General features: G+C 55.3%; 15 protein-coding genes and 1 tRNA gene. 4 read left to right on the top strand and 12 right to left on the bottom strand.

Features of this window, described 5'->3' with window-relative positions:
- Window positions 1–14 precede the first annotated feature (14 nt).
- The 5 genes from J9777_RS14360 to J9777_RS14340 form a co-directional block, all read right to left on the bottom strand.
- Entirely contained in the window at window positions 15–851 is an 837-nt protein-coding gene (locus J9777_RS14360) for a carbohydrate ABC transporter permease (protein WP_209349468.1), read from the bottom strand.
- Window positions 848–1,723: a sugar ABC transporter permease gene (locus J9777_RS14355; RefSeq protein ID WP_209349467.1), complete on the bottom strand. Its 876-nt coding sequence runs from the start codon at window positions 1,721–1,723 to the stop codon at window positions 848–850. The genes J9777_RS14360 and J9777_RS14355 overlap by 4 nt, the downstream gene beginning before the upstream one ends.
- A complete protein-coding gene (locus J9777_RS14350) occupies window positions 1,723–2,808 on the bottom strand; it encodes an ABC transporter ATP-binding protein (protein WP_209349466.1) in 1,086 nt (361 codons plus the stop codon). The genes J9777_RS14355 and J9777_RS14350 overlap by 1 nt, the downstream gene beginning before the upstream one ends.
- Window positions 2,809–2,810: 2 nt before the next feature.
- Window positions 2,811–3,908: an ABC transporter ATP-binding protein gene (locus J9777_RS14345; protein ID WP_209349465.1), complete on the bottom strand. Its 1,098-nt coding sequence runs from the start codon at window positions 3,906–3,908 to the stop codon at window positions 2,811–2,813.
- A 350-nt stretch (window positions 3,909–4,258) separates the two neighbouring features.
- Window positions 4,259–4,504, bottom strand: coding sequence for a helix-turn-helix transcriptional regulator (locus tag J9777_RS14340; protein WP_209349464.1), 246 nt, complete (start codon window positions 4,502–4,504; stop codon window positions 4,259–4,261).
- Window positions 4,505–4,573: 69 nt separating this feature from the next.
- Between J9777_RS14340 and J9777_RS14335 the strand changes: the two genes are divergently transcribed.
- The gene (locus tag J9777_RS14335; RefSeq protein ID WP_209349463.1) at window positions 4,574–4,936 is read left to right on the top strand and encodes a hypothetical protein; all 363 of its coding nucleotides are present in this window, start codon (window positions 4,574–4,576) and stop codon (window positions 4,934–4,936) included.
- A gap of 74 nt (window positions 4,937–5,010) precedes the next feature.
- Here the strand turns inward: J9777_RS14335 and J9777_RS14330 are convergent.
- The 4 genes from J9777_RS14330 to J9777_RS14315 all read right to left on the bottom strand — a co-directional run bounded on the left by J9777_RS14330 (window position 5,011) and on the right by J9777_RS14315 (window position 7,328).
- Window positions 5,011–5,086, bottom strand: a tRNA-Lys gene (locus J9777_RS14330).
- Window positions 5,087–5,114: 28 nt separating this feature from the next.
- On the bottom strand, window positions 5,115–5,618 hold the full coding sequence (gene folK, locus J9777_RS14325) for a 2-amino-4-hydroxy-6-hydroxymethyldihydropteridine diphosphokinase (RefSeq protein ID WP_245228764.1): 504 nt from the start codon (window positions 5,616–5,618) through the stop codon (window positions 5,115–5,117).
- Complete coding sequence (aguB, locus tag J9777_RS14320; protein ID WP_209349461.1) at window positions 5,615–6,466, bottom strand: N-carbamoylputrescine amidase; 852 nt, start codon at window positions 6,464–6,466, stop codon at window positions 5,615–5,617. Before aguB ends, folK begins: the two co-directional genes overlap by 4 nt.
- Window positions 6,467–6,482: 16 nt before the next feature.
- Window positions 6,483–7,328: a class I SAM-dependent methyltransferase gene (locus J9777_RS14315; RefSeq protein ID WP_209349460.1), complete on the bottom strand. Its 846-nt coding sequence runs from the start codon at window positions 7,326–7,328 to the stop codon at window positions 6,483–6,485.
- Window positions 7,329–7,464: 136 nt separating this feature from the next.
- Here J9777_RS14315 and msrA point away from each other — a divergent pair, with 136 nt between their 5' ends.
- Window positions 7,465–8,001 (top strand): peptide-methionine (S)-S-oxide reductase MsrA, encoded by a 537-nt coding sequence (msrA, locus tag J9777_RS14310; RefSeq protein WP_209349459.1) that lies wholly within the window; start codon window positions 7,465–7,467, stop codon window positions 7,999–8,001.
- Window positions 8,002–8,014: 13 nt separating this feature from the next.
- Window positions 8,015–8,848 (top strand): hypothetical protein, encoded by an 834-nt coding sequence (locus J9777_RS14305; RefSeq protein ID WP_209349458.1) that lies wholly within the window; start codon window positions 8,015–8,017, stop codon window positions 8,846–8,848.
- On the opposite strand, the gene J9777_RS14300 is transcribed toward J9777_RS14305, so the two are convergent.
- Both J9777_RS14300 and J9777_RS14295 read right to left on the bottom strand, forming a co-directional pair.
- Entirely contained in the window at window positions 8,845–9,315 is a 471-nt protein-coding gene (locus J9777_RS14300) for a DM13 domain-containing protein (RefSeq protein WP_209349457.1), read from the bottom strand. The genes J9777_RS14305 and J9777_RS14300 overlap by 4 nt on opposite strands.
- A 30-nt stretch (window positions 9,316–9,345) precedes the next feature.
- Window positions 9,346–10,581: a transcription antitermination factor NusB gene (locus J9777_RS14295; RefSeq protein ID WP_209349456.1), complete on the bottom strand. Its 1,236-nt coding sequence runs from the start codon at window positions 10,579–10,581 to the stop codon at window positions 9,346–9,348.
- 54 nt (window positions 10,582–10,635) lie between these two features.
- Here J9777_RS14295 and J9777_RS14290 point away from each other — a divergent pair, with 54 nt between their 5' ends.
- Window positions 10,636–10,806, top strand: coding sequence for a DUF1674 domain-containing protein (locus J9777_RS14290; protein ID WP_209349455.1), 171 nt, complete (start codon window positions 10,636–10,638; stop codon window positions 10,804–10,806).
- A 232-nt stretch (window positions 10,807–11,038) separates the two neighbouring features.
- Here the strand turns inward: J9777_RS14290 and J9777_RS14285 are convergent, their stop codons facing one another.
- Window positions 11,039–12,427 (bottom strand): cytochrome P450, encoded by a 1,389-nt coding sequence (locus J9777_RS14285; protein ID WP_209349454.1) that lies wholly within the window; start codon window positions 12,425–12,427, stop codon window positions 11,039–11,041.
- Window positions 12,428–12,438: the final 11 nt, after the last annotated feature.

The following is a 12,438-nucleotide window of genomic DNA, read 5'->3' as shown; positions in this document are numbered from 1 at the left end:
CATATCGAACTCGCTCAAACCCGCCCCAAAGCAAAGCCCTTGGCAATGTAATTGCGCACAAAATAGATCACGATCGCGCCAGGGATAATGGTCAGCACGCCCGCCGCCGCCAGCACGCCCCAATCCAGACCCGATGCTGAAACTGTCCGTGTCATGATCGCAGTGATGGGCTTTGCATCCACGCTCGTCAGCGTGCGGCTGAGCAGCAATTCCACCCAGCTAAACATGAAACAGAAGAATGCGGTCACCCCGATGCCCGGCCCGATCATCGGGACAAATATCCTGGTGAAGAACCGCGTGAAGCCGTAGCCATCAATAAAGGCAGTCTCATCGATCTCTCGCGGGATTCCGCGCATGAAACCTTCCAAAATCCACACCGCTAACGGAACATTGAACAGACAATGGGCCAGAGCGACAGCAATGTGCGTGTCGAACAACGACACACTTGAATAGAGTTGAAAGAAGGGCAGAGCGAAAACAGCCGGCGGCGCCATCCGGTTGGTCAGCAGCCAGAAAAATAAATGATTGTCACCAAAGAACCGATAGCGGCTGAACGCATAAGCAGCCGGTAGCGCGACTAGCAAAGAAATCACCGTGTTGAGCGACACATAAATGAAGCTGTTTACATACCCCATATACCACGACGGATCGGTGAGAATTGTCTGGTAGTTCTCCAGTGTGAAATTGTCTGGAAACAGCGTGAAAGAGCTCAATATCTCTGAGTTTGTTTTGAAACTCATGATCACCAGCCAGTAAATTGGCACGAGCAAAAACAGTAAGTACCCGGCAATCACAACGTTTGCCGGTCGGATTCTGAACTTGCGATTATTGATGCGAGGTTCCGCGCTCATGCCTTCGCCTCATCTTTGTCGATGGTGATCATCACCGTGTAGAACACATAGGAAATGAGTAGGATGACGAGGAAGTACATCAGTGAGAAGGCCGCTGCAGGGCCGAGGTCAAATTGTCCCAACGCCATTTTCACCAGATCAATCGATAGAAAGGTCGTCGAATTCCCCGGTCCGCCGCCGGTCAAAACAAACGGCTCGGTATAGATCATAAAGCTGTCCATGAAGCGCAGCAGGATCGCGATGATCAAGACTCCCCGCATCTTAGGCAACTCGATATAGCGAAAGACGCTCCAACGGCTCGCCTGATCAATCTCAGCCGCTTGATAGTAAGCACTCGGGATTGAGCGCAGCCCGGCATAAGCCAACAGGGCCACCAGAGACGTCCAATGCCAGACATCCATCGCTATGACAGTCACCCAGGCATCAAAGGCATTTTGCGCATAATTGTAAGATATGCCGAGGTCTGAAAGTGTGCGTCCGAGTAAACCAATATCGGCCCGACCGAACACCTGCCAGATGGTGCCAACAACGTTGTAAGGAATGAGCAGTGGCAGCGCCATGAGGACCAGACAGACCGACGCAGCCCATCCCTTTTTCGGCATACTCAAAGCGACCAATATTCCCAATGGGATCTCGATTGCCAGAATAATGGAAGAGAACAGCAACTGCCGTCCAAAGGCATCCCAAAGCCGCCCTGACCGCAGCAACTCTTGATACCACTCCAGGCCTACCCAAAAGAACTCATTCCCGCCAAAACTGTCTTGGAAGGAATAATTCACCACGGTCATCATCGGGATAACGGACGAGAAGGCGACGAGCACCAACACCGGAAGCACTAAGAACCAAGCACGCTGATTGACCGTCTTTTCCATCAGCGAGTCCCCTCTTTGACGCTTTCAAGCCGCCAATCATCGCAAAAAATGCCGACTTTGCTGGGGTCGAAGGTCACATTGGTCATATCGGATTCAATTGCGAAACCCGCATCGGCAACGATGTTGATTTCGGCATCAAACAATGTCGCATTGATGATCTTATGCCGCCCTGCATCCTGAATGCGGTTTATGCCTACCGGCAAACCATCACCCTTTGTCAACGTGACAAATTCGGGCCGTATGCCCAACAGGACATTACCTTGCGGATTTCCGTAATCGGCAGCGAGATCGATTGTTCGACCTCCATTCTGCGCAATTCGCCCATCAACCGACATGGGCACGAAATTCATGCCGGGGGAACCAATAAAATACCCGACAAAAGCATGCGACGGGCGTTCGAAGAGTTCCTGTGGCGTGCCGATTTGGACCACCCGTCCTTCGTGCATAACCACCACCTGTTCTGCAAAAGTCAGTGCTTCGGTTTGATCATGGGTCACATATATCATCGTGTGACCAAATTCGCGGTGCAAGGATTTGAGCTGTGTTCTCAACTCCCACTTCAAGTGCGGGTCAATCACCGTCAATGGTTCGTCAAACAGCATGGCGTTCACGTCATCACGAACCACACCGCGGCCGAGTGAGATTTTTTGCTTCAGGTCCGCGGTTAGCCCCCGTGCCTTTTGATGGACGCGCACTTCCAACCCGATCATTTCAGCGACGCGCGCCACGCGTTCTGAGATGTATTGCGAATCCATGCCTCGATTGCGCAGCGGGAAAGCCAGATTCTCGCCCACTGTCATGGTGTCGTAGACCACAGGGAACTGGAAAACCTGTGCAATGTTTCGTTCCGCCGTGGACGACGCGGTGACATCCTTACCGTCGAACAGAATTCGCCCCCGCGTTGGTTTGAGCAAGCCGGACATCAGGTTTAGCAACGTTGTTTTCCCGCATCCACTGGGGCCCAACAGAGCATATGCGCGCCCATCCTCCCATGTCTGGTTCAATTCTTTGAGCGCAAAATCATCGTCGGATTTCGGGTTAGGGTGATAGGCATGCGCCAAAGCCTCAAGAGTAATGGAGGCCAAGTCTATTCTCCCTGCTTCTCGGTTTCGGCTTCCGACAAGCCAACAAGCTTTCCATCGCGATCAAAATAGAAGACATTCTTGGGGTTCAGGTGGATTTGCAGAGCAGCGCCAACCTCAAGTGCTTGGAGGCGTGGAACCAAACCGATCCAGCGCTCGCCAACCGCTTCCACATGGATATATGTGTCTGATCCGGTAAGTTCTGTAGCAATCAACTTTGCGTCGAAGCAGACATTGTCCTTTGATCGCACGCTCATCTCTACATGGTGGGGTCGAAATCCGGCGCGATACTCACCGTCAGGCAATCGGGCCAAATCGCGTGTAGCCTGCGCCGATTGACCGCCCGGGAAGTGGGCCACCGCACCTTCTTTTCGCACGGATAGGAAATTCATCGGCGGATCGGAGTAAACGCGCGCGGTGACCTCATCGACAGGCCGGCGATATACGTCGATTGAGAGTCCGAATTGCGTTACTCGCCCCTCCCAAACAGTCGCGGTATTCCCGCCAAGCAGCAACGCTTCCTCCGGCTCAGTGGTCGCGTACACAAAGATGGCTCCTGACGCAGCGAACAAACGCGGAATTTCGACGCGCAGCTCTTCGCGCAGTTTGTAATCGAGGTTAGCCAAAGGTTCATCCATCAAAACCAAGCCAACGTCTTTCACCAGCGCGCGCGCAATGGCACATCGCTGCTGCTGGCCTCCGGAGATTTCATTGGGCTTGCGATCCAGAATGGGCGCCAATTGCAGCAGTTCCGCAATTTCCCTGACTTTTGCGTCAATCTCAGCCCATGATCGCTTCTGCAGTTTCAGCGGTGATGCGATATTGTCGTAAACCGTCATCGCTGGATAGTTGACGAATTGCTGATACACCATCGCGATATCACGGGCCTGCACCCGCTGGCCGGTGACATCAATTCCGTCCCAATAGATTTTGCCGGTGTCGGGCTTGTCTAGACCGGCCATGAGACGCATCAATGATGTCTTGCCCGCTAATGTTGGGCCCAACAGAACGTTCATTGTTCCTTTGTGGAATTCCAAATCGACCGGGTAAATGTGCGTTTCGCCTCCCAGCGATTTCGAAACGCCATCCAGCCGCAGGCTCATAGCGTGTTCTTCAAGAGGCTATATTTCAACTCACTCACCCGTTGTCGTCGCCGTCTTCCGAAATCGAATATCGTCATACCTCAACTAGCCATATAAGGATGGGCTCTGATCGCAAGGTTTTCCAGATGGTTTCCTGTTTACGCCTCAGTTTGTTCGACACCAGCTTCTAGACAGCTATTCAGAAACCGGCTTATGTTGATTTATTGAGCTTGCCATTCTTTTTTGCTTAACCAGTGTGACCGTAAAAAGTGTCTGCTTTTTAGGCCTGTGACTTCAGGGCATAGCGACCGGATATGGGGCGCAAAGCAGACACCTAGCTCAGTTCGCGAAGTGCAGTTGATTGCACACCCTCACAATTCTGCACGAGCAAGCAACTCTGCCATAGTTAGATCCAGTGCAGTCGCAATCTTACCAAAATTCAGAATGGTCACGTTGCGCTCGCCTCGCTCGATGCGCCCCATATGTGATCGGTCCAATTGAGCCGCATCTGCGAGCGCCTCTTGTGATATTTCCCGCTCTTTGCGCGCGCTCCTTATGGCAAAACCCATACATCTAAGCACACCATCGGGGTCATTCTCTCCGGAAACACGTCGCATTCCATTAACTTGCCAATCAGCGCATTTTCAGCCACGGCATTTACGGCTCATTTTGAAGGAGAATGGTTAATGCGAGTTGCTCTTGGATCAGTTCTTTTCACTCTTGCCGCTTGCGGAAGCGGTAATAGTGACGGCGGCAAACAAGCGGGAAAAGTTGAAACCACGGTCGGTTGCGAACAAGCCCTAAAGAGATTCCTGCTCGACGAAAATTCGTTCGACCCACACCTTGCGGGATGGGTTTATTCGACCGATGGGTTAGAGGGGTTCGTGAGACGCGAGTACACTTCCAAGAACGGCCTCTCAGCGGAGATCAGCGCCGAATACCATTGTACGTTCGACCTGAACGCCCAAGAAGTGATTTTTCTTCGGACCGATGGTCCGGGGGGATTGAGGACGCTAATCAATCGTCCAGCGATCAATGGAACGCGGTGAATCCCTATCGGACCACTTTCGGATCAAGCAAATCGCCGGACGACAGCTTGCCGCTTTAAGTCATTGAAAATAGGTGGTGAGCCCTGCTGGGTTCGAACCAGCGACCTACTGATTAAAAGTCAGTTGCTCTACCGACTGAGCTAAGGGCCCACATCACGTGGTATCGGTACCGGGGGCGTCACCTAGGGATGGGGCGCGGCTTGGTCAAGCGGGCAAATAGCTGTTGGAGCGATAAAGATGTTACCGGATCGCGCCAGTGCGGGGCTATCTCTGCTGCCGGGCCCAAAACGAAGTCCCTTTTGCGGAACTCGGCATGGGGGATTCCTAGGGATTCCGACGCCCAGATGCCTCCGCCCCAGAGCACGACATCCAAATCGAGCACGCGCGCCTGCCAGCGTCCGCCGCGCCGCATACCAAAGCTATGTTCGATATGTTTTAGCAGCGTCAGCAGCTGATCGGGGCCAAGTTCGCTTTCGAGAATCAACGCCGAATTGGCATAGCGCCGATTCGATGGGCCGAGCGGCGCGCTGTCGATGATTGTCGACCTCTCGGTTACTACGCCGAGTTCATCCAGCATGTCTGAAGCCGCTGCCACCACTGCTCGCGGTGAGCCGTAAAGCGGATGGCGTATGTTTGAGCCGAGCGCGATCAGATAGGTCTGCGCCGAATACCGCCGCTTCAAATATCTTCGCATAGTCTGCCGTAAAGTTGCGGTCTGCGGTCACGGAAGAAACCCATGCCCGCACGGTGCTTGGCTGCGATAGCGAGATCGAATGTGGATACGAGCACGCCATCTTCCTCCGCGCCGAATTCACACACCAGATCGCCCCATTCATTGGCTATGAAGCTGTGGCCGTAGAAGGACTGCTGCCCCTCTTCCCCGATGCGGTTGGCTGCAATCACCGGCATGCAATTGGATACCGCATGCCCCTGCATTGCCCGGCGCCACATCCGGCTCGTATCCAGATTCTCATCGTAGGGCTCGGAGCCAATGGCGGTGGGATAGAACAACAATTCTGCGCCTTGCAGGGCCATCGCCCGCGCTACCTCTGGATACCATTGGTCCCAGCAGATGCCGACGCCGATCCGCGCGCCGAACACATCCCACACTTTGAAACCGTCATTGCCCGGACGGAAATAGAACTTTTCCTCATAGCCTGGGCCATCGGGGATGTGGCTTTTGCGATATGTGCCCATCACTTCGCCATCAGCACCAATCATGGCGACAGTGTTGTAATAGTGATGTCCGTCGCGCTCGAAGAAGCTGGTCGGGATCGCAACCTCCAGCGACTTTGCCAGCTTGCGCATAGCAATAACCGAGGGATGGTCGAGCGTTGGCCATGCGAGCGCAAATAGCGCTTCGTCTTCCTCGCGGCAGAAATACGGGCCAGAAAACAATTCGGGCGGCAAAATGATTTGCGCACCCTTCTCTGCCGCATGCTCGACCAACTGCGCGACGGCATCAATATTCTCAGCCTCGTCATTCGAGGCGAGAGCAAGTTGTAGAGCGGCGACAGTAACTTCAGTCATGCCGCCGCTCTTAGTCTTACATTGCTTTCTTGAACAGCAGCGTCATCCGGTCGGACTCGCCAATCGCTAGGTAGTCAGCACGCTTGGGATCGTCATTACCCGTGGCCAACACAGGTGGGAGAGTCCACACGCCGCGCTCCCAATTGGCGGGATCTTTCGGATTGGCGTTGACTTCGCTTTCAGCAGCCAGTTCGAAACCGTTGGCTTCAAAAATCGCGACGACATCTTGCTTGCGCATATAGCCGCGCTGGCGTGCGCCGTAGTCATCGTAGCTGGCACCTTCAGGCGCGCGGTGCTGAACTACACCAACCATGCCATCATCCTTCAGCATCGTACGGGCAGCTTTCAGAATGGAATCCGCAGAATTGCCAATATTGAGACCGTGCATGGAACGGAAAATAACGATCCGATCAACGGTGCCAGCAACGTCTTCGGGCATTTCATCAACTTCGAACGCGGTGATTGTGTCAGTTTCTACGTCCATCGCTTCGGCAAGGCCTGTTTTGAACCGTTCGGTCCAACCCTTGGAGCGGGCTTCCTGAGCGCGCGTGCGATAGGTACGCGCATCACTATCACCATTGAATGCCAGATATTTGCCTTTGGGCATGATGTAAGGCGCCAACACGCGCGTATACCAACCACCGCCGGGGCCATATTCAGCCACAGTCATCGTCGGTTCGATTTGGAAGAATGCCAGCGTTCCCGCCGGATTGCGATATTGGTCGCGTGCACCATCATCGCCGCGCATGTCGGAAGCCAACACTTCGGTGAGCGACGGCATTTCTCCATGATCATCAGCCGTTGCAGGCACAGTTAAAGTAAGGGCGGCGACTGCGGCGGTGGCAGCTAAAATCGAACGCATGAATTCTCTCCGGAAATTGAGTGGATATTCTAATTAATCTCTGCAGCGCACTCTAAAGACGAAAGCACCGATGACAAGGGAACTCGCGCTTCCTATCTATGTTCCGAAAACAGAAAAGCAGAAAGCGAGACTCTCCATGGCAGACACACAACAGGCGATCATCGCGGGCGGATGCTTCTGGTGCACAGAGGCGGTGTTCCGCGATGTGATCGGCGTTAGCGAAGTCGAAAGCGGCTATATCGGCGGAACAGTCGAGGACCCGACTTACAAGCAAGTATGTACCGGCACGACGGGTCATGCAGAGGGCATCCGTGTGACGTTTGATCCCAATACGATTTCGCTACCAGAGATTTTCGACGTGTTCCTCGGCACGCATGATCCAACCCAGCTGAACCGACAAGGCGGCGATGTGGGCACGCAATATCGTAGCGCAATCTTTCCATTAGACGATGCGCAGCGCGCGGAAGCCCAGGCGGCGATTGAACGGTGGAATGCAGACCACCCGAGCAACGCAGTGACGACTATCGAAGCGCCCACGCAGTGGTATCCGGCAGAGGACTACCATCAGGAATATTGGGAAGGCGAAGGCAAGAGCAATCCCTATTGCCTAGCGGTAATCCCGCCTAAGATTATGAAGCTGCGCAAGAGCTTTCAAGATAAAGTCAAAAGCTGAGGTAACAGCAACCATGGCGAACACCGCGCCCGACATAGAGTTCACGCACGACCGTGTGATCCAGCCGGATGGTTCGGTCACCTTTGGCTGTCCAAAGGTTGCAGATGACTGGCCTTGGCTGGCGCTGCATCCGCACCATCCGATTGCGCTGCAGAATCTGCAATATTGGGCGAGCGTGGAGGCCGGGCGAGAACGCGGCACTTTTGACGGCACCAAGTGGACTGCTCTGACATGGACCAAATGGTCGTGTGGCTCGGCAGATGTTGGCAATCCGGTTCGCGGAACATCGGAAAATGTGAATGAGGATGGCAAGCTGCAAAGCAAGCTGACTTTCTACGATGCCAATGATGCGCTGGTGTCGACGATGTTCAGCATGGGCGTCGAATTCCGGAATCGTGATTTCGAAGCATGGCGAGCGACAGCGAAGCAGGAGTCGGAACCGGAAGCCGATCCGTCATCGTTCAGCTTCGCGGCACCCGAAGCCGTCGGCAGCGCGGGTGTCGGCCCGTCATTTCTATCACCTTTGCAGGATGGTGAGGCACCTCATGCGCTTGGTTTGATGACATTGGGCAACGCCTTCCCACCCGCACATCCATTTATGAGCGGATCGGGCGATCATGTGAATGCGACGCATTTAGCAGAGGCGGTGCATCAATTCGTGCACTTGCTAGAGGGCGGCGGAGATTTGCGGATCACCGGCGGCGAGATGCGATTCACCCGCTATGTCGAGTTGGGACGCGTCTTCACGGTCGAATTGGTAGAACGCAGCGCCACGTCAGTATCGGCCAAGATTGTTCAAGGCGGGCGCGATTGCACGCACGTTACGCTGCAATTCGAACCGGCTTAGCGGTACTTTGCCGCTGTGATGAACTCACCGAAGGATTCGCACCACACGACGACGGTCGAATACTCTTCAATGTCCACGCCTTCGGGAATGTTCAGCAAGAACCCGTCAAAGCTCTTCACAGGACCAACGCGCACAGCCTCTGATTTGATCGGTTCAAACTCGTCTTCGTGCTCTACGAAGTCCTTGGTCAGATAGACCATATAGTCAGGCCCGGGAGCGAGTTCGCCTTGATGCGCGATGGTATCCGCCGAAACACTGATGGTCCCATCACCCCAATGCAGCGCATCGACACCGCGCAAATCACGGGACAGCTCGACGCTATATTGTGATTGTGCCGCTTGCTGCTCCAGAACCGCTGCATCGGGCGCGGATTCCGCGGTCAGGATGGGCAGAAAATAGATTCCTGCCGCAAAGCCAATCGCCACGGCTGCGCCATGGGTGATGGCCAATAGGATAATGCGTTTCATCAAATTTTCTCCCTGCCGCTCCTGCGCGGCCTATTTTTTCCAACGTCCGACAAAGAAGCCATCCAACCCGCCCGCATCCGCCAACATACCCGGATCGGTGCGCAGCCAACCATCCTCAGTTGGTTCCAAGCCATCGGGTAATTCGTCACTCGTGATTGGCACTTGCGTCAAACCGACGCTTTCCGCCTGAGCCACACCTTCCGAATTTTCAAGCGAGCAAACCGCATAAATCAGCGTCGCCCCTTCGGGCAGCCATTCCACGGCGCGTTCCAGCAAAGCGTTTTGCAGCTCAGCCTGTTCTTCGATCTGACGTTCCCCGATACGGTGAATCACGTCTGGATGGCGGCGGCAGGTGCCAGTTGCGGTACACGGCGCGTCCAGCAGTATCGCATCGAATTGTTTGGCGGGCTGCCATGTCAGCGCATTGGCCTTGATGATTTCCGCTTGCAAGCCGGTGCGGTCGAGATTTTGACGCACTTTGCCGAGCCGCCGCTCACTAATATCCAGCGCGGTAACTCTCCAACCGGCCGCCGCAAGCTGCATCGTTTTGCCGCCAGGTGCCGCACACAGATCGAGAACACGTTTGCCCTCTCCCGGACCGAGCAGTCGTGCAGGCAATGTCGCCGCCAGATCCTGCACCCACCAATCGCCATCCTTATAGCTGGGAAGCTGGTCAATCGGCGTTCCGCGCGGCAAACGAATATGACCGGGTGCGAGCGAGGTTCCGCCCATCGCTTCAGCGCGTTCCGCGGTTTGCGTCCAATCCTTCAGCGCTAGGTCGAGCGGCGGGGGAGTGACGATGCCCGCTGCAATCGCATCGGCGCGGTCGCCCCAGCGAAACTCAACTTCTGATGTCAAAGTCGGGATATCGGGCAGCGCCAGTCCATCGCGCTTGTTCAACGTCGAAAACACACCGTGGGCCAGCCTGCGCGGACCTCCAGTAAGTAAAGGCAAAGCCGTCGCGATCACCGCGTGGGGCGGCGTGTCCAACCGCAACCATTGCGCCAGCATCAACCGCAAGACGGAGCGCGGTTTGGCATCATGCGGCAGAGGCTTTTTCATCGCGCTGTCGATCATCATATCGAGATCAGTCAGCCAGCGAAGCGTTTCGCCCGCAATTGCCCGGGCCAGTGCTTGGTCCGCCGGTCCGCGGATCCTGCGCAGCGCATTGCGCTCAACCGTTTCCAGCGTTTCACCGCGATGCAGCACCGCATCAATCATCTGCAGCGCAGCGCGCCGTGCGGGTAATCCCGAAATATCTGACATGCCGGTCCTTTAGGCGGGGTTGAAACCAACCGCCACCCCGCGCATTGATAGGATATGACCGAACGCGCAACCAAACGTCCCGCTGGATTTCAAAAGCCTGCTCACTGGACCAACGATCCGGCCCCGAAGCCCAAGGCGGTCGATCCGCAAAAGAACGAACCGCGCGATCTCTCGCCGACCCGCTACGGCGACTGGGAGAAAAACGGCATCGCGATAGATTTTTGAGGGATTCTTTGATTGGCCTCAAGCGCCGGCGGTCGCATCCGCTCCCTTAGGCTTCCGCGCTAACCGCGCGTCGGGCAGTCGCCCTCTGACTTCCGTGACCAAGGCTCAGAGCGAATGATGATGGCTTGGAATGGCTCGGTTCACCACCAGTGAACCGCAAGGCCGACCGGCCGCCCGAGCTAATGCGAGGTAGCCAAGGAATGCGGATGCATTCCGCCCGGCGACTGAGGATCTAAGATAAACTCCTAAACGTCACTTTCAGCCCGTCTTTGGGCTGCGGTATTGGCCAGGCTTTCCACGCGGGATCATAGCCCTCTTCAATCTCGATCTGATAGCGCGTCAGGATCTGCGCCATCAGCACTTTCACTTGCATGTAAGCAAAATGCAGCCCGAGGCACATATGCGCGCCGCCGCCGAAGGGGACCCAAGCATATTTATGGCGTGCCTTTACCTGATCGGGCGTGAATCGCATCGGATCGAACTTCTCCGGCTCGGGCCAATGTTCTTCCATATGATGGACATATTGCGCGTTGATCCCGACATGCGTGCCAGCCGGAATTGTATATCCGCCAAATTCGAAATCGCGCAATGCACGGCGCGGCGTTGAGGGGACCGGCGGGATCATCCGCAACGCTTCCTTGAACGCCATTTCGGTAAGTTCCAGCTTGCCCAGATCATCATAGCCCAGATCGCCAGAGCCACCGGTGATCGCGGTAATCTCCGCGCGCAGTTTCTCCTGCCATTCGGGGTTCTTGGCCAGCAGATAGATCAGCGATGTGGCGCTCGATGTGATTGTGTCATGCGCTGCCATCATCAGGAAGTTCATGTGATCGACAACTTCGTCGACCGGCAACAGCGAACCATCTTCGCGTTCAGCAGTTGCAAACTGGCTGAACATATCCTGCCCGCCGCCTTCCTTGCGGCGGCGATGCGTTTCCTTAGTGAAATAATCGACTAGGAATTCGCGGCCCTTCACCCCTTTGCGCATCAATGTGAACGGCAAGGGATGGCGGATCGGCGCGACCGACGCTTGCACCATATAGACGAAGGCTTCGTTGATTTTGTCGGCTTCGGGGCCCCACTCGATGCCAATGAAACTGTCAGCGGCCAAATCGAGCGTCAGCTTCTTGATGGCAGGATAGAACAGCATTTGATCGCCGCCCCAATCCTTCACCGCATCAGCAATGCCGCGATTGAGACTGCCTGCATAATGCCGCATCGGACCCGGCTTGAACGCAATCGACAACGCTTTGCGATCAGCGCGGTGGTGATCGAAATCCATCAACATCAAACCGCGCGGGAACAGTTGGTCGAGAATTGGTCCCCAGCCTTGCTCCGAAGAAAACAGCTTCTGGCGGTCGAATAGCACTAGCTCATTGGCATCCGCGCCTACCAAAGCAACCACCCAGCCTCCAAAGGCTTTATTGCGGTATACTGTGCCGTACTTCTCCACCATGTCTTTGGTGAAAATGTGCGGATCGGCCAGCATTTTGAAAGTATTACCGACGACCGGATAGCCGCCTTCGCCCGGAATATGCGCGAGGTCCGCAGGTTCGGGATTGCCCTCCGTCCAATGAGTCAGAGTGGTTTCAGTGGTTTGATCAGCAGCAAGAGTGGCCATTTATTCCTCGG

This window comes from Pontixanthobacter sp. CEM42 (assembly GCF_017812015.1).
In the GTDB taxonomy this organism is placed as follows: domain Bacteria; phylum Pseudomonadota; class Alphaproteobacteria; order Sphingomonadales; family Sphingomonadaceae; genus Pontixanthobacter.
The sequence above is the reverse complement of the archived record's forward strand: the minus strand, read 5'-3'. Positions and strand labels throughout refer to the sequence as shown.

Excerpts from the sequence above, each read along its gene's own strand:
- J9777_RS14360 (WP_209349468.1), bottom strand. The coding sequence starts at position 851 with ATGAGCGCGGAACCTCGCATCAATAATCGCAAGTTCAGAATCCGACCG.
- J9777_RS14355 (WP_209349467.1), bottom strand. The coding sequence starts at position 1,723 with ATGGAAAAGACGGTCAATCAGCGTGCTTGGTTCTTAGTGCTTCCGGTG.
- J9777_RS14345 (WP_209349465.1), bottom strand. The coding sequence starts at position 3,908 with ATGAGCCTGCGGCTGGATGGCGTTTCGAAATCGCTGGGAGGCGAAACG.
- J9777_RS14340 (WP_209349464.1), bottom strand. The coding sequence starts at position 4,504 with ATGCGACGTGTTTCCGGAGAGAATGACCCCGATGGTGTGCTTAGATGT.
- J9777_RS14335 (WP_209349463.1), top strand. The coding sequence starts at position 4,574 with ATGCGAGTTGCTCTTGGATCAGTTCTTTTCACTCTTGCCGCTTGCGGA.
- aguB (WP_209349461.1), bottom strand. The coding sequence starts at position 6,466 with ATGACTGAAGTTACTGTCGCCGCTCTACAACTTGCTCTCGCCTCGAAT.
- J9777_RS14315 (WP_209349460.1), bottom strand. The coding sequence starts at position 7,328 with ATGCGTTCGATTTTAGCTGCCACCGCCGCAGTCGCCGCCCTTACTTTA.
- msrA (WP_209349459.1), top strand. The coding sequence starts at position 7,465 with ATGGCAGACACACAACAGGCGATCATCGCGGGCGGATGCTTCTGGTGC.
- J9777_RS14305 (WP_209349458.1), top strand. The coding sequence starts at position 8,015 with ATGGCGAACACCGCGCCCGACATAGAGTTCACGCACGACCGTGTGATC.
- J9777_RS14300 (WP_209349457.1), bottom strand. The coding sequence starts at position 9,315 with ATGAAACGCATTATCCTATTGGCCATCACCCATGGCGCAGCCGTGGCG.
- J9777_RS14295 (WP_209349456.1), bottom strand. The coding sequence starts at position 10,581 with ATGTCAGATATTTCGGGATTACCCGCACGGCGCGCTGCGCTGCAGATG.
- J9777_RS14290 (WP_209349455.1), top strand. The coding sequence starts at position 10,636 with ATGACCGAACGCGCAACCAAACGTCCCGCTGGATTTCAAAAGCCTGCT.
- J9777_RS14285 (WP_209349454.1), bottom strand. The coding sequence starts at position 12,427 with ATGGCCACTCTTGCTGCTGATCAAACCACTGAAACCACTCTGACTCAT.